We start from the raw sequence: 20,772 nt of genomic DNA, 5'->3' as shown, positions 1-20,772 counted from the left end.
GGATGTAAAGAATAAACGGGCAGTGAGCAGAATTCTTTACAAATCGTGTAAAGAATTCTGCTCACTGCCCGTTTATTCTTTACGTGAAAAGGTCAGTCCGGCCGCGCATTCAAATCCACTTTCGTCTTATTTATCGAAATGAACGCGCCCACAAACAGCATCCTCGGCGCGGGCGGCAGCACGGCCGCGCTGCGGAACTGCCCGCCGGCATCGGGCGTACCGGCGAAGGTGTAGCCGTAGATGTTCTGGCGGTTGAGCACGTTGCTGGCCGATACGTAGACGATGGTGAACTGCTTGAACCAGTGGGTGAGGTAGCTCACGTTCAGGCTCAGGTCCTGGTAGGCGGGCAGGGTGGCCTGGTTGTAGCCGGCTTGGTTGGGGTCGAAGTAGCGGCGGCTGCTGCCGTAGCTGTAGGTGAAGCCGAATTGGGTGTGCATTTTGGCCACGTAGTACTTGCCCACCACGCTCAGGTTGTGCCGGGCGGCAAAGGTGGGAATGGCGGCCACGGGGTCGGCCCGGTACTGGCGGCGGGTATCGAGAAAGCCGTAGCTAACCCAGTAATCGGCCATCTTGAAGGTGGTACGGTCCCGGAACAGCACGTCGAGACCCCGGGCGTAGCCGCTGCCGGCGTTCTGGTAGCCGGCGGGGTTGAAGATGTTCGTGCGGTCGTAGGTGACCAGCTGACGGTAGTTTTTCTGGTAGAGCTCAGCGCGCAGGGTGCGGTCCTGCACAGTGCGCTCAAAGAGCAGGCTGTAGTGCTCGGCCCGCTCGAAGTTGAGGGCGTGGCTCACGCGCAGCAAGTCGGTGGTAGGCGTTTGGTAGAAGTAGCCCCAGGCGGCCGAGAGCTGGCTGTGCTCGCCGGTTTTGTAGGCCATTCCCAGGCGCGGCGCGGCGTTGAACTGGCGCAGCAGGGCCGAATACTCGGCCCGCGCCCCCACCCGGACGGCCAGGCGGTGGCTCAGCACCATTTCGCTTTCCGCGAAGCCCGCGCCGCGCTGCTCGTCCACGGCCAGGGCCAGCGTATTGGCTTCGGCCGATGGCTGGTACTGCTGGCGGTAGCGCTGGGCGTAGCCTTCGAGGCCCATTTTGAGGTTGAACCAGGTGCTGGCCGAGTCGTTGGTGAGCACCAACCGGGCCACGGCCGATTGGTCGAGGTCGCGCACCAACTGCACGTCGGGGCGGATGAGGTTGTCGTCCACGGTCAGGGCCAGGCCGGTGTTCAGGCTCCAGCCGCGCCGCAGCGGGGCGCGGTAGGTGGCGTTGAGGTAGGCGTTGTCGTTGGCTAGCGTCACGGGGTGGCCGTCGGCGGCGTAGGCGGGGCTGGGGTCGGGCTGGCGCAGGGCCAGGCGCTGGCGGCTATAGGTGCCGTAGATTTTCAGCATCCCGGCCTCACCTACTTTATGGGCTACTTTGAGGGAGCCGCCCAGGGCCAACGGAGCCTTGTCCCAGCCCAGATTCTGGGGCACGAGGTTGTAGTACGGGGCGAGGTTGGTGTAGTCGGCGCTCACGGCCACGGAGGTGCGCTCCCAGCGCCGGGTGCGCCCGAGGCTGCCACCCACCGACATCAGCGACACGCTGGACTGCGTTTCAGGAGCCAAGTCCGTCGAATTCTGCACCACCACGGCGCTCAGCGCCTGCCCGTACTCAGCCGAGTAGCCGCCTGTGCTAAACACCAGTCCTTTGAACAGAAAGGGCGAAAACCGGCCTCGCGAAGCCACATTCGGCACCGCGCCGGCGTAGGGCGTCTGCACGGGCAGGCCGTCGATGTAGTACTTGGTTTCCGACGCCGCCCCGCCGCGCACGAACAGCTTGCCGTCCTCCCCCACCCGCGTGGTGCCGGGCAGGGCGTTGAGCGCCCCGGCCACGTCGCCGAGCGCACCGGCCGTGGTTACGATGTCGAGGGGCTTGAGCAGGGTGCCGCGCTTGGTATCGCTGGCCTCGAAGGCTCCGGCCGTCACCACCACGTCGCCGAGGGCGGCGGGGTTGAGCTTCAGCTTAATATTGGGCAGGCTGATGGGTCCTTCGCCGAGGTTCACCAGCAGCTCCTGCGGCACGTAGCCGATGAAGCTCACCACCAGCACGGCCGGGCCGGCGGCGCGGTCGGTGCGGAAATCGAAGCGGCCCAGCGAGTCGGTGCTGGCTCCGTCGAAGGTGGTTTTCAGGAACACGTTCACGCCCGGCAGGGGCTGGCCAGCGGCATCGCGCACCACGCCGTGGAGCGACTGAGCGGCGGAGTGACTGAGTGATTTTTGGGCCGGCGTGGTTTGGGCGAGGGCGGCGGGGGTGGCGCTCAGCAACAGGAGCAGCGGGAGTAGTGAGGTTTTCATGGCAGCGGGCGTTTTGATGGCTCAAAGGTGCCCGTGGGCTGCCCCGGCGTTCAACTTCCCGTTGCCGAACCGTCGAATGGCCCGGATGAACCGTCGAGCCGGACGATGAGTTGAGCGAGAATTCCTGACCATTCAGCCTCGGGAATTGGATAATTCCAACCGTAACGGACCGCAGCGCGTACTTTCGGCAGCAGCTCCATGCCCAGCCCCAACCAACCAGCCGACCGGGTTGCTTTTGCCTCGGGCCCACGGCTTAAAGCGGCCCTATTTACCTTCACGGCATCATCATTCTTGCCCGCCGAAGTTTGCGGCACCATCCAGTTTAACCCGCTTCATGGCTGATACTTCCTTGCCCATTGATTACCAGGCCCTGTTTCACGCCCTTCCTGGCTCCTACCTGCTGCTGGCCCCCGATGGCACCGTGCTCGATAATTCCGACCAGCACGTAGCCGTGTCGCTGCTGCCCCGGGCGCAGGCCGTGGGCCGCAATATCTTCGACGCCTACCCCTCGGCCCCCGAAAGCCAGCGCGACCTCCACGCCTCGCACGAGCAGGTGCGCCGCACCCTGCGCCCCGATACCATGCCCCTGCTGCGCTACGACCTGGAGCGCCCCGCCGAAATGGGCGGCGGCACCGAGGAGCGATACTGGCAAATCACCCATTACCCCATTCTCGACGCCCAGGGCCAGCTGCAATACATCCTGCAAATGCCGCAGGACGTAACCGAAGCCCACCGCGCCAGCCTGGCCGCCGCCGAAGCCCAAAAGGCCCTCGACGAGTCGCAGCAGCGCACCGAGTTCATCCTCGAAAGCCTGCCCGTGATGGTGTGGACCAACCACCCCGACGGCACCCCCGATTACTTCAACCCGCGCTGGCTGGAGTTTACGGGCAAAACCCACGAGCAGCTGCTCTTAGAATCGGTATGGGACGACATCACCTACCCCGGCGACCGCGCCGGGCTGGTGCAAGCATGGCAGGAGGCCCTGCGTGGCGGCCAGCTGTTTCAACACGAGTACCGCCTGCGCCGCCACGATGGCCAGTACCGCTGGCTACTGTTGCGGGTGTCGCCCCGCCGCGATGCGGCCGGCCAGATTATCATGTGGGTGGGCGCGGCCAGCGACATCCACGAGCAGCGCCAGATGGTGCAGGAGCTGCTGCACGCCAACGAGCAGCAGGCCGCCCTCTCCGAGCAGGCCTACCAGCAATACCAAAAGGCCGAAAGCCAGCGCGAAACCTACGAAAACCTGTTTGCCCAGGCCCCGGCCCTCATCTGCATTCTGCGCGGGCCCGAACACCGCTACGAGTTCGTGAACCCGCGCTACCAGCAGGTATTCCCGCACCGGCAGCTGGTGGGCTTGCCCGTGGCCGAAGCCCTGCCCGAAGTCAAAGACCAGGGCATTATTGAGCTGCTGGATAAGGTGTACCAGACCGGCGAAACCTTCGAAGCCCACGAGCTGCCTCTGCAACTCGTGCGCGACCCCAGCGGCGAGCTGCGCACCGACTACTTCAACTTCACCTACCAGCAGTTCCGCGAGAACGGCCAGCCCGCCGGCATCATGGTCTTTGCCTACGAGGTTTCCGACCTCGTGCGCGCCCGCCAGGTGCTGGAAAAGCTCCGCGACGCCAGCCCCGACGCCCCCTTGGCCTGATTTGTGGTAGGCCGCCCGCAACCATTGGCGCGGTTTGCGGCTCCTCAGTCGCCATCTCCCGGCCTTTTGGCTACCCTTCTATTCTTTCTACACCCTCCTATATGCCTCTTACTTCGTTCGACTTTCAGCAGGCCCGCGTGAAGCAGGTACTCTTTAAGTCGCGGCTGCGCTCCGTGCTCTACGGCGTGCGAGAGGCCGAAGCCAGCCTCTTTTCACCCCAGGAAAACCCGCTGGGCCAGTGGCTCCAAACGGTGCTCCAGCCCCAGCACGGCACCCACCCCGAGGTGCGCGAGCTCGACCGCACCGTGCAGCAGATGCTGCGCACCGGCCAGGACCTGGCCACCCGCTACCAGCGCGGCCACATCGAGGAAGCCCGCACCGGCCTCGACCAAATCAACACCTTCGCCGACCGCATCGAAACCCTGCTCCTTTCGCTGGAACGCGGCCTGGCCGTGGCCTAAAACCCGCCTACCGGCCGGCCTTGCGCAATGCGAAGCCGGCTGTACTTTTAAGGCTCCAATACCGGGCCGCCTGCCCTTTCTGCTTGTATTTGTATTGCGTTTGTTTCCCCGTTTGACAAAATGACTGCTTTCGTTGCCACCCCCGATTATCAGCGCCTGTTTCGTTCCCTGCCCGAAAACCTGCTGCTGATGACGCCCGATGCCACCATCGTTGACAATACCGACGGCCACGTGGAAGCATCCCTGAAACCCCGGGCCGAGGTGGTGGGCAAAAGCATGTTTGAAGCCTTCCCGTCGGTGGACCAGAACGAGGGCGATGTCATTTTCCAATCGCACGAGCACGTGCGCCAGCACCACGCGCCGCACACCATGCCCCTCATTCGCTACGACCTGGCCCTGCCCGCCGAGCAGGGCGGCGGCTTCGAGGAGATGTACTGGCAGGCCACCCACTACCCCATCCTCAACGAGCAGGGCGAGCTCGAATACATCCTGCAGCGCACCCAGAACGTGACCGAGGCCCACCGCGCCGCCCTGCGCGCCGCCCAGGTGCAGCGCGACCTCGACGAAGCCCAGGACCGCACCCGCTTCATCCTCGAAAACCTGCCCGTCCTCATCTGGACCGCCGATGCCGCCGGCCACCGCGACTACTTTAATTCCCGCTGGCTCAGCTTCACCGGCAAGCCCCTGGCCGAGCAAACCGGCCTGCAATGGGCCGAAAGCCTGCACGAAGAAGACCGCGCCCGCGTGCTCGCCGCCTGGCAGAAATCCGTGAAAACCGGCGAGCCCTATCAGGTGGAATACCGCCTGCGCCGCCACGACGGCCAGTACCGCTGGATTCTGGTGCGCGCCGTGCCCCGCCGCGGCGCCGACGGCCGCATCACCATGTGGGTGGGCGGCGCCACCGACATCCACGAGCAGCGCCAGATGGTGCAGGAGCTCCTCACCGCCAACGAGCAGCAGGGCAGCCTCTCCGAGCAGGCCTACCAGATGTACCAGAAGGCCGAAAACCAGCGCGAAACCTACGAGAGCCTGTTTACGCAGGCCCCGGCCATGATTTGCATCCTGCGCGGGGCCGAGCACCGCTACGAGTTCGTGAACCCGGCCTACCAGCAGCTCTTCCCGCACCGCCAGCTGGTGGGCCGCACCGTGGCCGAGGTATTGCCCGAAGTTAAAGACCAGGGCATTATTGACATTCTCGATAAGGTGTACCAGACCGGCGAAACTTTCAATGGCAATGAACTCCTGATACAGTTGGAGCGCGATGCCAGCGGCGTGCTCAAGGACACGTATTTCAACTTCATCTACCAGCAGTTCCGCGAAAACGGCCAGCCAGCCGGCATCATGGTCTTCGCCTTCGAAGTAACCGCCCTGGTAGTGGCCCGCAAAGCCCTGGAGCAAGTGCGCGACGCGGCCGCCGATGCCCTCGGCAATGCCACGGCCGGCTAAAACCGGCGTATCTTTGCGGTCATTTCTGCTCGACTTTTTTTCAGCCCCAGCATGCCACTCTCTTCTTTCGACTTTCAGCAAGCCCGCGTGAAGCAGGTGCTGTTTAAGTCGCGGCTGCGCTCGGTGCTCTACGGCGTGCGCGAAGCCGAGCCGGCCCTGTTTTCCCTCACCGAAAACCCACTGGGCCAGTGGATTCAAACCGTGCTCAAGCCCCAGGCCGCCGGCCAGCCCGCCGTGCGCGAGCTGGAGCACGTGCTGCAGCGCATGCTCAGCACCGGCCAGGACCTGGCCACCCGCTACCAGCGCGGCCACCTCGAAGAAGCCCGCGCCGGCCTCGACCAGGTCAACGCCTACTCCGACCAGATTGAAACCCTGCTCACCAGCCTGGAACGCGCCGCGTAATTGCGGGTCAAAAATTCAGAACGGCTGTCATCCTGAGCAAAGCGAAGGACCTTATCACGGCTGAACAGTTTGCAGTAATCGAACTGATGCGAACGTGAAAAGGTCCTTCGCTTTGCTCAGGATGACAGACGTTTTTAATCTCTAAAAACCTGGTTATCACAAATTGAACAGCGCCGCCGCGTTGCGCGTGGTGGCTTCGGCCACTTCCGCCTCGGGCAGGCCCAGCAACGAGGCCACGCGGCGCAGCACCAGCGGCAGGTAGGCCGGCTCGTTGCGCTTGCCCCGGTGCGGCACGGGCGCGAGGTACGGGCAGTCAGTTTCGAGCAGCAGATGCTCCAGCCCAATACCGGGCAGCACCTTATCGGCCCCGCCATTCTTGAAGGTGGCCACGCCGCCGATGCCCAGCTTAAAGCCCAGTTTGATAACCTGCTCCGCCTCCTCGGGTGTGCCGGAGAAGCAGTGAAACACGCCGCGCAGCGTGCCATCCTGCGCGGCTTCCACCAGCGCCACGGTTTCGGCAAAGGCCTCGCGGGTGTGCAGCACGATGGGCAGGCCGTGCTTTTTGGCTAAGTCGAGCTGAATTTTCAGGGCCTGCTGCTGCTCGGCCAGCAGGGTTTTATCCCAATGCAAATCAAGCCCGGCCTCGCCCACAGCGGCGAAGGGGCGGCGGCCCAGCCAGGTTTCCACCTCATACAGCTGCTGCTCAAAATTGCGCGTCACGGAGCACGGGTGCAGGCCCATCATGGCGAAGCAGGTTTCCGGGGCCTCGGCCTCCAGCTCCAGCATGGCGTCGATGGTGCTGTGGTCGACGTTGGGCATGACGATGGTGCGCACGCCGGCTTCCTGGGCGCGGCGCAAGGCCTCAAGGCGGTCGGGCCGGAACTGTTCGGAGTAGAGGTGGGCGTGCGAATCGGTGATGTGCATAGTGGGGCAAAGGTCGGGCGCGGGCACGGGTCGACAACAATTTTGCCAGGCAAAAAGCGGTTAATGAACCCAAAAACGAATATCAACGGATAAATCAGTTTCAAAACTGAATAATAAGTTTTGAAACTGATTTATCCGTTATACATTTGAGATATGGAAGAATTGACCAAAACCGAAGAGCGCATCATGCAGGCGCTGTGGAAGCTGAAAAAGGCTTTCATCAAGGACGTTATCGACCATTTGCCCGACGACCCGAAGCCGCCTTACAACACCATTTCATCGGTGGTGCGAATTCTGGAGCGCAAGGGCTACGTGGGTTTTAAGGCCTATGGCAAGACGTATGAGTACTTCCCGCTCATCAGCAAGATGGAATACCGGGCCTCCAGCCTGAAGCGAATGCTGGCGCAGTATTTCGATGATTCGCCCACGGCGCTGGTGTCCTTCATGGTGGAGGAAACCCTGAGCCAGCGCGAAAAGCAGCAACTGCTCGACCTGCTCCACGACTCCGAAAACGGCCCTAAACCCGACGGCGATGCTCACTAGCCTCCTGCTCTACCTGGCCGAAGCCAGCTTTTGCCTGGCAGTATTCGCCCTGGCCTACCGCCTGCTGCTGGCCGGCCTCACCTACTTTGTCTGGAACCGGGCCTACCTGCTGGGCGCACTGGCCACGAGCGTGGTTATTCCGCTGCTGGCCTTTCCGGGCCTGGCAACCTGGCTGACCAACCCGGCTGCCGCGCCGTCCGTGGCCCGGCTGCCCCTCCGCCTCAACTGGCAGCTGAATGCGCCGCTGGCCCACGCGCAGGCAAATCCCACGGCCAGCGGGCCGGATTGGCTGGCGCTGCTGCTCATGGGGGCGGTGATTATCTACGCATTGGGGGCGCTTTACAAGCTGGTGCGGGCCGTGCGCAACGTGCGGGCACTGCGGCGACTGGCGCAGCAAAATCCACAAACCGATTTGGGCGCTTTCTCCATCGTGCATTTGCCGGAGGCCAGTATGCCGGCGTTTTCCTTCGGGCGGCACGTGTTTTTGTCGCCGCTACACGAGACGTTGAGCCCGGCCGAGCGGGAGCAGCTGTTGCTGCACGAGGAAGTACACGTCCGGCAGCGCCACACGCTTGATTTATTGCTGGTGGAGGCGCTGGGCGTGGTTTTCTGGTTCAACGGCGCGGTGCCGTACCTCGGCCGGCAGCTGAAAGTGGTGCACGAATACCTGGCCGACGCGGCCGTGGCCCGCACTCAGGCCAGCGCCACGCCCTATGGCGAACTGCTGATAAAGCTGGCGGCGCAGCAGCTGCCTTTTGCCCTGGTCCACGCTTTCTCCCACAAACAAATTTTCCTGCGAATCCATATGCTCACCCAACCAACTTCCTCTCCCATGAAAAAACTTCGTTTTCTGTTCATCGTGCCCGTTTTTGCCTTCACCTGGGCGGCCACGGCCTGCGTCGGCTCGCCGGCACCGGAAGCAGCAGCTCCGGCCGAGGCTTCGGTTGATTCCGAAACCGCGCCTTTGGCAGCAGCGGGCCGCATTGGCCGCATCAGCTGGCAGGGCAATACGTACCTATCGGCGGCTGAACTAAACCAGGCGCTGGGCCTGAAATCCGGCGATGCCTACGACTCTGCCACCGTAGCCCGCCGCCTGAGCTTCGACCCTAAGGGTGGCGATATCACCTCGCGCTACATGGACCACGGCTACCTGTTCTTCTCAGTTGAGCCCAAAGCCACCCGCCAGCCCAACGGCACTACCGACCTGGCCTTCAACATCTCCGAAGGCCGGAGAGCACAGATTGGTCGCATCACCATCACGGGCAATACCAAAACCTCCACAGCCGCCCTGCTCAAGCTGGTTCCGTTGCGCTCAGGCGAAGATTTCAGTCGGGCCAAGCTGATGGAAACGCAACGTATTCTGGCCCAGCAGGGCGAGTTCGACCCGAATAAAGTAGCTATCAACCCCGCACCAGAAATGCGGCCCAATCAGCCCACCGATTTGGTAAATATTGCGCTGGTGGTGGTTGAGAAAGCGAAGTAGCCAGGATTCTGGCACGAAAAGTTCCCCGCAGTGTGCGCAGTGAAAAAGGGCAGTGTTTCGCAGTGTCGTTCAACGAATAACACTGCGAAACACTGCCCTTTTTCACTGCGCACACTGCGGGATATGAAACGTCTGGTCAACTACTCGTAGCTCCTCCCCTTCCACACCACCTTACCGCCACTCAGCTGAAATACCATAATGGCCCCGGTCAGGCCCAGCGTATAAAACTCGAACAATGGCAGCAGCCACCAACGCAGCCGCAACCCGGCCCGGCGATGCGCCGCCGCTGCCAGCGCACCCTGCACGAAAATTTTAGCACCCCAAATACTGAGCGCTGCAGCCGGGCCCGCCACAACCGTCACGCCCGCCAGCGCCGGCCAGAAGCCGCTAAAAAACAGCAGCTCCAGCCGCAGGCGTAGCGGTAGCCCAGCCACCCCGCGCAGCCAGCGCTTGCGCTGTCGCAGCAGCGCCGCCCAGGTGGGCATGGGCAGCGAGTCCGCCCGGATATCGGCCTGAAAAACCTGCCGGAAGCCGAAACCCGCCGCCAGCACGGCCTGAAACAGGGCAAAATCCTCGGTCACGGAGAAGGGCAGCGCTTCGTAGCCGCCCGTGGCCTCGTAGGCGGCGCGGGTCACGAGCATGTTGTTGCCCATGGCCGTGACGGGGCGGCCCAGGTCGCTCACCACCTGCACCATGCTCAGCGAGAGCAGCCAGTCGATGCCCTGCAATTGGTCGAATAAGCGCGGCCCGCGCACGGCCGTGATGCCCGTGACCGTGCCCACGGCCGGCGCGGCGTGGACCAGCAGGCCGGCTACCCAGGTTTTGGGCAGGCTGATGTCAGCATCCGTGATGAAGAAGAAATCGGTGGTGGCCAGCCGGGCCAGATGAGCCAGCACATTGGCCTTGCCCCGCGCCTGGCCCCGGTTTTCGGTGATGGTGATAATCCGAAACTGACCCGCGAAGCCCTGCATGGCGGCGGCGGCCACGGCGGCAGTGCGGTCGGTGCTACCATCGTCGCCGACGAGGATTTCGAGCAATTCAGCCGGATAATCCAGCGCCCGCAGGCTGGCCAGGCAGCGCGGCAGGGCCGCTTCTTCGTCGCGGGCGGCAATGAGGATGCTCACGCGGGGTAGCGGCGCGGGCAGGTTTTCAGGTGCCTTGGCCCCGCGCCGGCTGGCGAAACGCCATGCCGTGAACGCCATGCCCAGCAGCCACAGCCCTAGGTAAATCAACAAAAGATGCAGTAGCCCGCTCACAGCGTAGCAAACTGAAAGCCCTGTGCGGCCAGATGGGCCAGCACGCGCGGCAGCACATAGCGCAGCCGGGCGCTAGCCTTGCGGCTGTCGTGAAACACCACCACATCGCCGGCCCGAATAGCCTCCAGCGCAAACCGCAGGCAGATTTCGGGACTCAGGCCAAGGTCATAGTCCCGCGTGAGCACCGACCACATAATGACGCGAAAATCACGCCCCAACGCGGGCAGCAGCGGCCAGGTAAGCCGGCCATACGGCGGGCGAAAAAGCGGTACGGCCGCTTGCCCGGCTTCATTCAGCAATTTATCGATTTCAACCTGGCAGGCAGCTACATCGGCCAGATAATCGGGCCGGGCGGTGGCCCAAGCGCTGCGGTGGTGGTGGGTATGGTTGCCGAGGCGGTGCCCGGCGGTCAGCGCAGCACGGGCAATTTCGGGGTAACGCACTAGGTTTTCGCCCACGCAGAAGAAGGTGGCTTTGGCGTTGAATAAAGCCAGTTGTTCCAGCACCCAGGGCGTTTCTTCGGGAATGGGGCCGTCGTCGAACGTGAGGTAGACTACCGGCGCGCCAGTGGGCGTGGCGGCCAGGCCGGTCCACTCGCAGCCGGGCAGCAGGGCGTGCAGCAGCCGGGGCGGGCGCGTGAGCACGGCCGCTTCGAGCCAGGCAGACATGCCGGCCATCAGGAACGGACGATGCGCATGAAGGGCACGCTGGTATCGGGCAGCGGGCCGAGCACGGTGGCCAGCGCCTCCAGAAAAGCGTCGGCGGTGTTGGGGCGGCCGCCGGCGGGGCCGCGGACTAGGTGGCGGTGCACATCGCCGGCCCACTCGCCTACCACGGTGGGCGTGCCGGCGGGGCCGCTCAGGCCCAGCGTAGCTTCGAGGGTGAAGTAGCGGGGGCGCGTTTCCTCGGCTTCGGTTTCGGCGGGCTCGTCATCCTCTTCGTACACAAGGGCCGAAAAATGGGCCTCCATGGTGGCTTGGGGCGCGGGCAAATGGAACAGGGCCGTGACGCGGCCGGCCACTTCGTGCCAACTCAGGCGCAGGCCCTTGGGCGACACGCGGTCGACGGGAGCTACGTGCTCGGCCGCTTTGTCCCACACATAATGCAGCAATTCCTTGGCCAGATAGGGGTCGCTGAGTTCGCGGCGCACCGATGAGGGACGACGCCACGCCAATTGTGGCAGCAGAACGTGAACGAAATTGTAGGGGTGCAAACGGGCCATAACTAGGTGCAAAAGTACGGCCGGACGGCGCTTCACGCGGCACGTTCTACCGCTTCATATTACCGTTTACTGATGGCCTTTTCTATCGCCTGCCATAGCACTTCGGCACTTTGCGCCCACGAAAACCGACTCAGGTTCTCATGCCCCCGGTCCACCAGCTGCTGGCGCAGCCCGGCATCAGTCCACAAACGGGTCAGGCCGGCGGCAATATCGGCCACGTCACGCGGGTCGACCAGCAACGCGCCGCCCTCCCCCGCCACCTCCGGCATCGAGCTGACGCCTGATGTGAGTACCGGGCAGCCGCTGGCCTGCGCCTCCACAATGGGAATTCCAAACCCCTCGAAATAAGGCACGTACACCGTAGCCCGAGCCGCCGCGTAGAGGCCGGCCAGCTCGGCATCGGCCACGCGGCCGGTGAAATGCACGGCATTTTGGTGGCGCATCTGCTGATAGGCGGCGAGGATGGGGCCGGCTTTCCAGGCCTTGCGGCCCACGATGAGCAGCTGCGCATCGGCTGCGGCCGCGCCGCTAGTGGCCTTGAACTGGTCGAAGGCGCGGAGCAGGTTGCCCAGGTTTTTGCGCGGCTGCAAAGCCCCGACGAACAGAAAATACGGCTGGCCATGGCTGAATTTCCGGCGAATTTCCCGCTGGCTTTGCTCCGATTGGGGCTGGAATAAATCGGCGGGTGCGTTGTAGGCCACGCTGATTTTTTCGGGCGCGGTGCCGTAAGTCTGCACGATGTCGGCCTTCGTGGCTTCCGACACTGCTACCAGCTGCGCCGAGGCACGGACGAAACGAGGCGAGAAAAAGTGATAATACTTGCGCTGCAGCAGGCCCACATCGAGCGGGAAATGCTCAAAAGCCAGGTCGTGGATGACCGTGACGCGGGGCACGCGCGTGTTCAGCGTCGTGAAGCCGTCGGGACTGAGAAAGGCGGCCGGCCGGTGCCGGGCCAGCCACGCCGCCACCGCGCCCTCAAACCACGCCACAAACAGGAGCGGGTGCCGCGCTGGCGGCCGCAATACGTGCGGCACCACGTTGGACCCGAACAGGTACCGGGCATCGTAGGCGCGGTCGAACAGAAAATGAAACGTGACCTCCGGGTGCTGCGCCACAAGGCGCACCAACGTTTCATAAGTGAAACGGCCGATGCCTTCGAGGTGGTCGCCGGGCAGCAGGAAACGGGTGTTTACGGCGATGTGCAGAGGCGCAGAGGTCATGCTTTCTTACCGGGAATAAGCTGCTTGATTTCGCTTTGGCGCACCAGGCCGGTGCCCAGCACAATCAGCCCAAACACCACGGCCATGATGCCCGCTTCCAGCCACCATTTCAAATACATACCGTATTGCAGGCCGGCCCACGCCCCGCACAGCAGCCCGAAACACAGCAACAGCCGGGCCAGCAGGCGGCCGGGCACGCCCACGCTGGTACGCCGCGCCACCAGCACCAGGTAGCCTACGGACACGGCCGCCGCACAAACCAGGGTATCGACGGAAGCTGCAACGGCCCCGAATTTGGGTAGGAAAACCAGGTTCAGACCAATATTCAAAGCGATGCTGAGGGCCACCAGCCAGCTCACGGCGCGCTCGTGGGTGGTGCTGGTGAGGAGGGTGCTGTAGATGGCGAAGAAGCCGTGCACCAGCACGTTGACGAATAAAATCTTCAGGCAGAGCGTCATGCGGGCCACTTCGGCCGGGCTACTGTGCTTGAACTGCCAGAACACGACTTCGCCCCGAAAAAAGATGAAGGCCACCACAAACAGCAGCGGCAGCGTGACGATGCGCTGCCCGAAACGCAGCAGCTCGCGCTGCGCGCCAGCATCTTTCGGCACGCTGGCGAACTTGGCAAAAAACAGCGGCAGCACCGTCCAGGCGTACATCATCACGGCATCGACGCAGCGGTAAGCGCCGGCGTAATAGCCCGCCTCGGTGGGCGAAGCCAGACGCTCGAGCATCACCATGTCGATGCGCTCATTCACGCCGTAGAGCAGCGTCATGAAGGCGAAGGGCATGCTGGCGCGCAGGGCAGTGCGGGCCACGGGGCCTTTCCAGCGGTACTTCACGCGGCCGAAAAACCGCGTCATCAGTCCGTAAAGGATTATCGTGGTGAAGGCGGCCGCTCCCAGCCGGGCACCCACGTAGCGCGGCAGCGTGAGGCCCACCGGAATGAGCACCAGCACGGCCCCGAGTAGCAGGAATTTTTCGACCACCGAGAGCACGGCGTCGGTGTTGAATTTTTGGTGGGCCTGGAGGGTGCCGCGCAAAAACTGCCCGTATTGGGCCAACAGCAGCGCCGCACCCACGGCTGCCAGCAGCCCCAGCTCGGGGCCACGGTAGCCCAGCCCCCAGCCCACCAGTAGCATGGCGGCCAGGGCCACGAAGTTGAGCGCGCCGCGCAGAGGCAGCAGCGTAGGAAAGGTTTCGGCCATGAAACCAGGCTCGGCCGCCACGCGCTGTACCGCGTAGGGAGTCAGGCCCAAATCGGAGAGGGCGGCCACCACCAGCGTGAGGGCCGATAGCGCCGTGATGAGGCCAAACGTAGCGTGCCCAAGCCGGTCCTGCACCAGGTTTTCGACCACCAGCCAGCCGGGTTTCACCAGCAGGTTGAGCAGGACGACGAAGCTGATATTGCCGAAAAACCGTTTGATGCTGAGGGGAGCGCTAGATTCGGAAAATGCGCCCCGGGGCGAGGCGCTTAGCCCGCAAAGCTACGCACCGCATGGGGGCAGCCGTACTGCCGGCGTGCTATTAGGTGTGAAGGGCTATTTTCCGGTTATCTTTGCCGGCCGCTTTCCCGCTCCCTGCCTAACTAATTTTTGCAGGCGGAGCCTGCGGTTTTCCTTTCTGTATGTCTGCACCTTCTTTCTCGCTGGTGGGCCTGGGTCCCATTATCAACCGCTGGAAATATTTCGTAGCTGGTGCCGTGGCGCTGGCGGCCGTTGTGAGCATCGTGGTAGCGCTTTTGCTGCCCAACATGTACCGTTCCACCGCCATCTTCATCCCCACCAACCCGCAAACCACTGACCCTGACCGACTGGTGGACGGCGGCAAGCTGGAACTCAGCGGCCGGGCCGAAGATTTGGACCGCGCCATCACCATCGGCGAGTCGCAGCCGGTGGCCGAGCTGGTCATCAAGAAATTCAAGCTACACGAACATTACAAGGCCGGCACGCCCGGCGATGATGTGGCCGATAACGCCGTGCTGAGCGAATTCACCAGCAACCTCGACATCGTGCACAACGAACGCGACGCCATCGAACTCACCTTCATCGACAAGGATAAAAACCTGGCCGCCCGCATCGCCAATACCTTGGTGCAGGTCATCGACTCGGTGAACCAGCAGCTGACGCTGGAAAACCGCCGTCAGGTGCTCAATCTCTACCGTCAGCGCTACGATTATCTGAGCACCAGCTACGAGCGCAGCCGCCGCGAGCTGGTGGGGGCCCGCCACCGCTACGGCATCTTCGGGCTTGAAATGCAGGGCCGCTACATGGTGAAGCAACTCATTGAGACCGAGGCCGCCCTGCGCAAGGCCGAAGCCAGCGGCGGCGACGTGGCCGGCCTCAAGCGCAGCCTGCGCGGCCTGACCCGCGCCGACGGCGGCAACCTCATCAACCTGGAAAGCTACGTGGCAGGCACCGACTCGCTGGCCATGTTCACGACCCGCGTGGCCGACCTGCAGAGCCGCCTCATTGCCGCCCGTTCGGCTTATGAAACGGCGGAGCTCAGCATCAAGGGTCGGCTTTCGAGCGTGTACCTGGTGCAGAAGGCTTACCCGGCCACCAAGAAATTCAAACCCGTGCGCTCGCTCATCGTGCTGGGTTCCATGCTGCTCACCTTCGCGCTTTCGATTGTGTTCATCGCGCTGCTGGAGCTGTACCGCTACAACCGGCCCGGGGCCGTGCGCCCGGCGTGAACCCGCCCGTGAACGAGCGGCTGGGCCAGCTCTGGCGGTCTTTTGATACGCCCCAGCTCCTCTTTATGGGGTTTGTGGGGCTGTTGCTGGCCGGTGGCGCGGCGGCGGCGCTGGCCCAGCTGCCGGCTTTGTTCCTACCGGCGCTGCTGGCTATCGGCGTGCTGGTGGCCCTGGTCGAATGGCGCTGGCTCTACTACCTGTTGTTCTTCGTGCTGCCTTTTTCGCAGGAAATTGGCCTGTTTGGCGGCTTGAGCATGGACGTGCCCTCCGAGCCGCTGATGCTGGTACTCACGGCGTGCGTGCTGGGGGCCCTGATGCTGGGCGTGGGCCACATCCCGCGCCGCGAGCTACTGAACCCGCTGCTGGTAATCCTGGCCCTGATGCTGCTGTGGACGGCCGTCGACCTGTTGTTTTCGGTTGCTGCGCTCAAGTCCTTCAAGTATTTGCTGGCCAAGGTGTGGTACATCGTGCCTTTCCTGCTGGGCACGCTGCTGATTGTGCGGCGGCCGAATGACACCTGGCGCTTTGCGGCCGTGTACGTGGCCGGGGCCGCCCTGAGCGTGCTGTACGTGGCCAGCCGCCACGCCACCAAGGGTTTCAGCTTTGCCGAAATCAACTGGGCGCTGCACCCGTTTTTTCGCAACCACGTGATTTATGCGGCCATGCTGGCGCTGCTGGTGCCGTTTGCCTGGTTTGCTAGTCAGGCCACCAGCCGGGGCGGCGCGCGGCTGGCGTGGCGCGTGGGGCTGGGCATTGTGCTGTTTGGCCTGCTCACGTCCTACACGCGGGCTTCCATCCTGTCGCTGCCCATCGCGGGACTGTTTTACCTGGCAATGCGCCTGCGCCTCACGCGGGTGGTGCTGCTGGCCGTGGCCGTGGGCGTGACGCTGAGCGTGGCCTACGTGGTGACCGGCGACCGGTACATGGAATTTGCGCCCAACTACGAGCGCACGGTGTTCAACGGTCAGAACTTCGAGAAGCACCTCGAAGCCACCTACAAGCTACAAGACGTGTCGGGCATGGAGCGGGTGTACCGCTGGGTGGCCGCCGCCCGCATGATTGGCGACAAGCCCATCACCGGCAGCGGCGCGGCCACTTTCTATCCCGAATACAAGCGCTACACGGTGAAGAGCTTCCGCACCTACGTGAGCGACAACCCCGAGAAATCCACGACTCACAACTACTTCCTGCTTCAGCTGGCCGAGCAGGGAATACCGGGCTTCCTGCTTTTCGTCACGCTGATAGCCACGTCGTTATTATTCGCCGAAAACCTCTACCACCGCTCCCGTTCGCAGCCCGAAGTGCGCCGCGTGGTGCTGGCCGCTACAATGTCGCTGGTGGTCATCATCTTCCATCTCACGCTGAATGAGCTGGTGGAAGTGGACAAAATTGGGCCGGTATTCTTTATCTGCTTGGCGCTACTGGTGCGGGCGCAGTCGTGGCTGGAGGCGGGTGCAGAAGCGCCGGCTGTCATTGCGAGTGAAGCGGAGCGCAACGCGGCAATCCGTCCTGTTCTCAGCGACCAACCCTAAGATGTGACACAGCTCTTTTACCAGAAAGCCCCAACTCTAGTACAGAGATGGGGCTTTCTGGTAAAAGGCAGTTTCTAATTTTGACAGGACGGATTGCCGCGTTCCGCTGCGCTCCACTCGCAATGACAGGCGGAGCTTACTTAAATCGGCAACTGAGAATCGTCACATCATCGGCGAACTGCGCGTTGTGGGCGCTGAAGGCATTGATGCTGCGCAGCAGTTCCTGGTGCAGCTTGGGTAGCGGCAGGTAGCGGCTGCGGTGCAGCACGGCCAGCACGCCTTCTTCGCCGAATTCGTTGTTGTCGGCGTCGAATACTTCGGTGAGGCCGTCGGTGTAGAGCAGCAGCAGCGACTGGTGCGGTATTGCGATTTCGCCCACTCGCAGCAGCGGCAATTCTTCCATAATGCCGAGCATCACGGTGCCGTCTTTCAGCGTGGTCACGGTGCCGTTGTCGGCCAGCAGCAGCGGGTCGTTGTGGCCGGCGTTCACGTATTGCAGGCGGCGGGTGCGGCGGTCGTAGATGCCCAGAAAGGCGGTGATAAACTTCTCGCCGCCCGAGTTGCGGAACAGCAAGTGGTTGAGCTCGGGCACGATGGTGGCCAGCGGCACGCCCTGGCGCAGCAGCGTGCGCAGCCCCGCCTGGAAGTTCGACATGAGCAGCGAGGCCGGTACGCCCTTGCCGCTCACGTCGGCCACGCACAGCAGCAGCCGGTCAGCGTCGATGTCGACCACGTCGTAATAATCGCCCCCGATTTCGGTGTGCGGCACGTAGCTGCGCTCGATGGCCAGGTCGGCATCGTTGGGCAGCTTGCGCGGGAAAAGCATGGCCTGCACTTCCTGGGCAATTTCGATTTCCTTGCGCACGGCGGCATCGGCCACGCGCTGGGCCTGGAGGCGGCGGTTTTCCACGGCCCCCATCAGCGTGTTGGCCAGCGAGGTGAGGAAGGGAATGAGCTGCTGGCGGTCGAAATCGGAGCGCACGCCGCCTACGAAGACATAGGCAACCACCTGGCGCTGCCGCAGAATGGGCAGCACTAACTCGTATTTGTCCCAGGCCGGCCCGAGCAGCAGGTCTTCCACGGCTTGTGGCTCCTTCACTTCCCCCTCGAGCAACGCGGCCGAAAGCGTAAGTTTTTCAGTTGTGGCCAGGTCGGTGCCCAGCGCGAGGCGGGCACGAAAATGGTGGTCTTCGCGGGCAAACAGCACCAGCTGCACCACGTTGCGCTGGCCCTGGAGGGTGAGCCGCAACATGTGATACAACTCATCCACGGAGTGGTCGCGGGCGGTCATGTCGTGGGCCACGCCCAGCACCGTATCCAGCTCGAACTGTTTGAGTTGCAGCTGGCGTCGGAGTTGCTTAAGCTGCTCATCGCGCGCGGCGAGCTCGGCGGCAGAATTTGCCAGTGGTTCGGTGGGAGAATTGGGAGCGACAGCAGGCATGCAGCAAGGTAAGCAATACGCCGGAAATGCGGGCGCGGGACCACAAACTTACACTGCTACGGGCGTTTTGGGGTCGTAGGCATCGCGCAGGCCGTTGCCAAGCAGGTTGAAGCTGAGCACGAGCAGCGAAATGGCCGTGCCGGGCAGCAGCGTGAGCCACAGGCCAGCCTCAGTACCGAGCAAATCGTAGCCTTCCTTCACCATCAGGCCCCAGCTGGGGGCCGGTGGCTGCACGCCCAAACCCAGGAAACTCAGGCCGGCTTCAAGCAAGATAGCGGAGGCAAAATTACTGGTGGCCAACACGATGAGTGGCCCGCGCATATTGGGTAGCAGGTGCCGTGCAATAAGGCGCGACGTAGGCAGCCCCAGCACCCGGCCGGCCTCCACAAAGGTGGCCGAACGCAGGCTGAGCATCTGGCCGCGCACCACGCGGGCCACGTCTACCCACATGGTCAGGCCCACCGCCACAAAGCTGACCCACACGCCCTTACTGTCCAGCGCCAGCGAAATAGCAATAACCAGCATGATGCCGGGAATGCTCCACACCACAGTCATCACACCCAGCAAAACGGAATCGACCCAGCCGCCAAAGTAGCCGGCCACCGCGCCCACGGCCATGCCCAGCACCACCGAAATCAGCACCGCCACCAAGCCAATGCCCAGCGAGATGCGCGTACCCAGCAGCAGCCGGCTCAGCTCGTCGCGCCCGGCTTTGTCGGTGCCCAGCGCATAGGTGCGGGTGATGAGGTGGCTGGCTTTTACTTCACGCTGCAAGTCGGCCGCCGGGCCGGCGTGGCCCACCACGGTAGCCAGCGCTAGGCGGCGACGCCGACCAGCCTCGGCGGAGTGCTGGCCCAGGGGTTTCAGGATGATGGAATCGCCGGAAAACTGGTAGCCGCCGATGGGCGTTTCCTGCACTTCGGGCTCGCGGCCGCGCAGCCAGGTGCTGAGGATATTGGCCGGGGCCAGGCCAGTGCGGGCCGAGTCGGGCAAGGGCTGGCGCAGCAGCAGCACGCGCAGGCCGGGCCGCTCCTTCTGAATCTGGACGAAGCCGTGGTTGGCGTTGGGCGAGTTGTCGGGCAGCACCCAGTAGCCCAGCAGCGCCACCAGCGTGCACAGGGCAATAAAGGCCAGCCCGGCCACGGCTGGGCGGTTTTGCCACAGGCGCTGGCGCACGTAGTAGCCGGGCGGCCGGGCGGCGGCCGCAGTGGTGGGGGGCGCTGCCGATACTGCCGTCATCGCCACCGTTAGCGGGTGTTGTGTTGCAGCAGGCCTTCCTTCGAGGCCAGGTAGGACGCGTCGCGGGCAATGGCCCCGAAGGACGTGGTTTCGTAGGCCAACTCGGTGTCGGGGTCGGGCCAGTAGCTGCGGATGAGGCCCTGCTCCAGCAAGGTGCGGAGCTGGTCTTCGAGTTCGGCGGCGGGCAGGCCGGTTTTCTGGAGCAGCGTGCGGAACGGGGTGACGAAGTACAGTTCGTCGAGCAGGTCGAATTCGGGGTCAGTCACGGGGAGAAGCGGCGGGCTGGGATTTGGGCAAATGTAAGCCCGGTTCGGGCATTGCTTTTAATTAACCACTACTTGCAAATACTGGCCTTCTGTCGAGGTGATATAAACCACAATCGATGTAATTTCTTTGTCAGAGAGGGCAAAGGAGGGCATTTGCTGCTTGTTGTACTTATTGAACAGGGTAATCGCGTACTCGTCGCCGCTAGCTACTACTTTACTCGAATTCTTTACCCATGGCAAAATCCAGCTAATGGGCCGGCGCTTGGTCAGGCCGCCCAAAGCCGGCCCCACTACCTGCTCGCCCACCGCGTGGCACTGGGCGCAATTATTGTTAAAAAGTGTATGGCCGGCAGCTACTTCGGCCGACTCTGAGCCGGCTGATGTCATTGTCTTTTCTGCAGTCAGTTCGCGTGGGTTTACATCATCAGATGGACCTCCCACTCCACATTGAGCAACTTTAACTTCATCGGCTGCAAAGCCCACCAGCCCGGCGGCGCTCAACAAGGTGAAACCAATGAGCACGACTATCAACAGCATGCCGACTGAAAGGGCGAAACCAACCGAATTGAAGCGCATAACACGTTGGGCTTAGGTGGAATATATGTGCGGCAAATTTACCTTCCAAGCCCGCGAGAGAGTATTTTTTGGCGTTGATTTTCAGGCCCAA

The 20,772-nt window shown here is 63.1% G+C and carries 19 protein-coding genes; 8 read left to right on the top strand and 11 right to left on the bottom strand.

What is annotated here, in order from left to right; all coding sequences use genetic code 11:
- Nucleotides 1–92: 92 nt before the first annotated feature.
- Complete coding sequence (locus tag ACYU70_RS00420) at nt 93–2,327, bottom strand: TonB-dependent receptor (protein ID WP_342296316.1); 2,235 nt, start codon at nt 2,325–2,327, stop codon at nt 93–95.
- Nucleotides 2,328–2,661: 334 nt separating this feature from the next.
- On the opposite strand from ACYU70_RS00420, the gene ACYU70_RS00415 reads away from it, so the two are divergent.
- From ACYU70_RS00415 to ACYU70_RS00400, 4 genes are all read left to right on the top strand, one after another.
- Nucleotides 2,662–3,975 (top strand): PAS domain-containing protein, encoded by a 1,314-nt coding sequence (locus tag ACYU70_RS00415; protein ID WP_342296317.1) that lies wholly within the window; start codon nt 2,662–2,664, stop codon nt 3,973–3,975.
- Between the two features lie 101 nt (nt 3,976–4,076).
- Entirely contained in the window at nt 4,077–4,436 is a 360-nt protein-coding gene (locus tag ACYU70_RS00410) for a hypothetical protein (RefSeq protein WP_342296318.1), read from the top strand.
- Between the two features lie 120 nt (nt 4,437–4,556).
- Nucleotides 4,557–5,882, top strand: coding sequence for a PAS domain-containing protein (locus ACYU70_RS00405; protein WP_342296319.1), 1,326 nt, complete (start codon nt 4,557–4,559; stop codon nt 5,880–5,882).
- A gap of 51 nt (nt 5,883–5,933) precedes the next feature.
- On the top strand, nt 5,934–6,284 hold the full coding sequence (locus ACYU70_RS00400) for a hypothetical protein (protein ID WP_342296320.1): 351 nt from the start codon (nt 5,934–5,936) through the stop codon (nt 6,282–6,284).
- Between the two features lie 156 nt (nt 6,285–6,440).
- Here ACYU70_RS00400 and ACYU70_RS00395 read toward each other — a convergent pair whose 3' ends face one another.
- Complete coding sequence (locus ACYU70_RS00395; protein WP_342296321.1) at nt 6,441–7,208, bottom strand: TatD family hydrolase; 768 nt, start codon at nt 7,206–7,208, stop codon at nt 6,441–6,443.
- Between the two features lie 153 nt (nt 7,209–7,361).
- Here ACYU70_RS00395 and ACYU70_RS00390 point away from each other — a divergent pair, with 153 nt between their 5' ends.
- Nucleotides 7,362–7,751: a BlaI/MecI/CopY family transcriptional regulator gene (locus ACYU70_RS00390; protein WP_342296322.1), complete on the top strand. Its 390-nt coding sequence runs from the start codon at nt 7,362–7,364 to the stop codon at nt 7,749–7,751.
- Nucleotides 7,741–9,234: a POTRA domain-containing protein gene (locus ACYU70_RS00385; RefSeq protein WP_342296323.1), complete on the top strand. Its 1,494-nt coding sequence runs from the start codon at nt 7,741–7,743 to the stop codon at nt 9,232–9,234. Before ACYU70_RS00390 ends, ACYU70_RS00385 begins: the two co-directional genes overlap by 11 nt.
- 140 nt (nt 9,235–9,374) lie before the next feature.
- Here the strand turns inward: ACYU70_RS00385 and ACYU70_RS00380 are convergent, their stop codons facing one another.
- The 5 genes from ACYU70_RS00380 to ACYU70_RS00360 are packed head-to-tail and all read right to left on the bottom strand — an operon-like array spanning nt 9,375 to nt 14,338.
- A complete protein-coding gene (locus ACYU70_RS00380) occupies nt 9,375–10,469 on the bottom strand; it encodes a glycosyltransferase (RefSeq protein WP_460615868.1) in 1,095 nt (364 codons plus the stop codon).
- Nucleotides 10,470–10,486: 17 nt separating this feature from the next.
- On the bottom strand, nt 10,487–11,158 hold the full coding sequence (locus ACYU70_RS00375; RefSeq protein ID WP_460615867.1) for a polysaccharide deacetylase family protein: 672 nt from the start codon (nt 11,156–11,158) through the stop codon (nt 10,487–10,489).
- An 8-nt stretch (nt 11,159–11,166) separates the two neighbouring features.
- A complete protein-coding gene (locus tag ACYU70_RS00370; RefSeq protein ID WP_460615866.1) occupies nt 11,167–11,712 on the bottom strand; it encodes a hypothetical protein in 546 nt (181 codons plus the stop codon).
- Between the two features lie 59 nt (nt 11,713–11,771).
- Nucleotides 11,772–12,932 (bottom strand): glycosyltransferase family 4 protein, encoded by a 1,161-nt coding sequence (locus ACYU70_RS00365; RefSeq protein WP_460615865.1) that lies wholly within the window; start codon nt 12,930–12,932, stop codon nt 11,772–11,774.
- Complete coding sequence (locus ACYU70_RS00360) at nt 12,929–14,338, bottom strand: oligosaccharide flippase family protein (RefSeq protein WP_460615986.1); 1,410 nt, start codon at nt 14,336–14,338, stop codon at nt 12,929–12,931. The genes ACYU70_RS00365 and ACYU70_RS00360 overlap by 4 nt, the downstream gene beginning before the upstream one ends.
- 221 nt (nt 14,339–14,559) lie before the next feature.
- On the opposite strand from ACYU70_RS00360, the gene ACYU70_RS00355 reads away from it, so the two are divergent.
- Together ACYU70_RS00355 and ACYU70_RS00350 are read left to right on the top strand one after the other, a co-directional pair.
- The gene (locus ACYU70_RS00355) at nt 14,560–15,627 is read left to right on the top strand and encodes a GumC domain-containing protein (RefSeq protein ID WP_460615864.1); all 1,068 of its coding nucleotides are present in this window, start codon (nt 14,560–14,562) and stop codon (nt 15,625–15,627) included.
- 8 nt (nt 15,628–15,635) lie between these two features.
- On the top strand, nt 15,636–17,159 hold the full coding sequence (locus ACYU70_RS00350; protein ID WP_342300437.1) for an O-antigen ligase family protein: 1,524 nt from the start codon (nt 15,636–15,638) through the stop codon (nt 17,157–17,159).
- A 136-nt stretch (nt 17,160–17,295) separates the two neighbouring features.
- On the opposite strand, the gene ACYU70_RS00345 is transcribed toward ACYU70_RS00350, so the two are convergent.
- From ACYU70_RS00345 to ACYU70_RS00330, 4 genes are read right to left on the bottom strand one after another with little or no spacing between them, the layout of a single operon-like run.
- A complete protein-coding gene (locus ACYU70_RS00345; RefSeq protein ID WP_342300435.1) occupies nt 17,296–18,600 on the bottom strand; it encodes a PP2C family protein-serine/threonine phosphatase in 1,305 nt (434 codons plus the stop codon).
- A 48-nt stretch (nt 18,601–18,648) separates the two neighbouring features.
- The gene (locus ACYU70_RS00340) at nt 18,649–19,839 is read right to left on the bottom strand and encodes an ABC transporter permease (RefSeq protein ID WP_342300434.1); all 1,191 of its coding nucleotides are present in this window, start codon (nt 19,837–19,839) and stop codon (nt 18,649–18,651) included.
- An 8-nt stretch (nt 19,840–19,847) separates the two neighbouring features.
- The gene (locus ACYU70_RS00335; protein WP_198070155.1) at nt 19,848–20,105 is read right to left on the bottom strand and encodes a hypothetical protein; all 258 of its coding nucleotides are present in this window, start codon (nt 20,103–20,105) and stop codon (nt 19,848–19,850) included.
- A 57-nt stretch (nt 20,106–20,162) separates the two neighbouring features.
- Nucleotides 20,163–20,681, bottom strand: coding sequence for a c-type cytochrome (locus tag ACYU70_RS00330; protein ID WP_342300432.1), 519 nt, complete (start codon nt 20,679–20,681; stop codon nt 20,163–20,165).
- Between the last annotated feature and the right edge of the window lie 91 nt (nt 20,682–20,772).

This window comes from Hymenobacter segetis, from assembly GCF_054776495.1.
The sequence above is the reverse complement of the archived record's forward strand: the minus strand, read 5'-3'. Positions and strand labels throughout refer to the sequence as shown.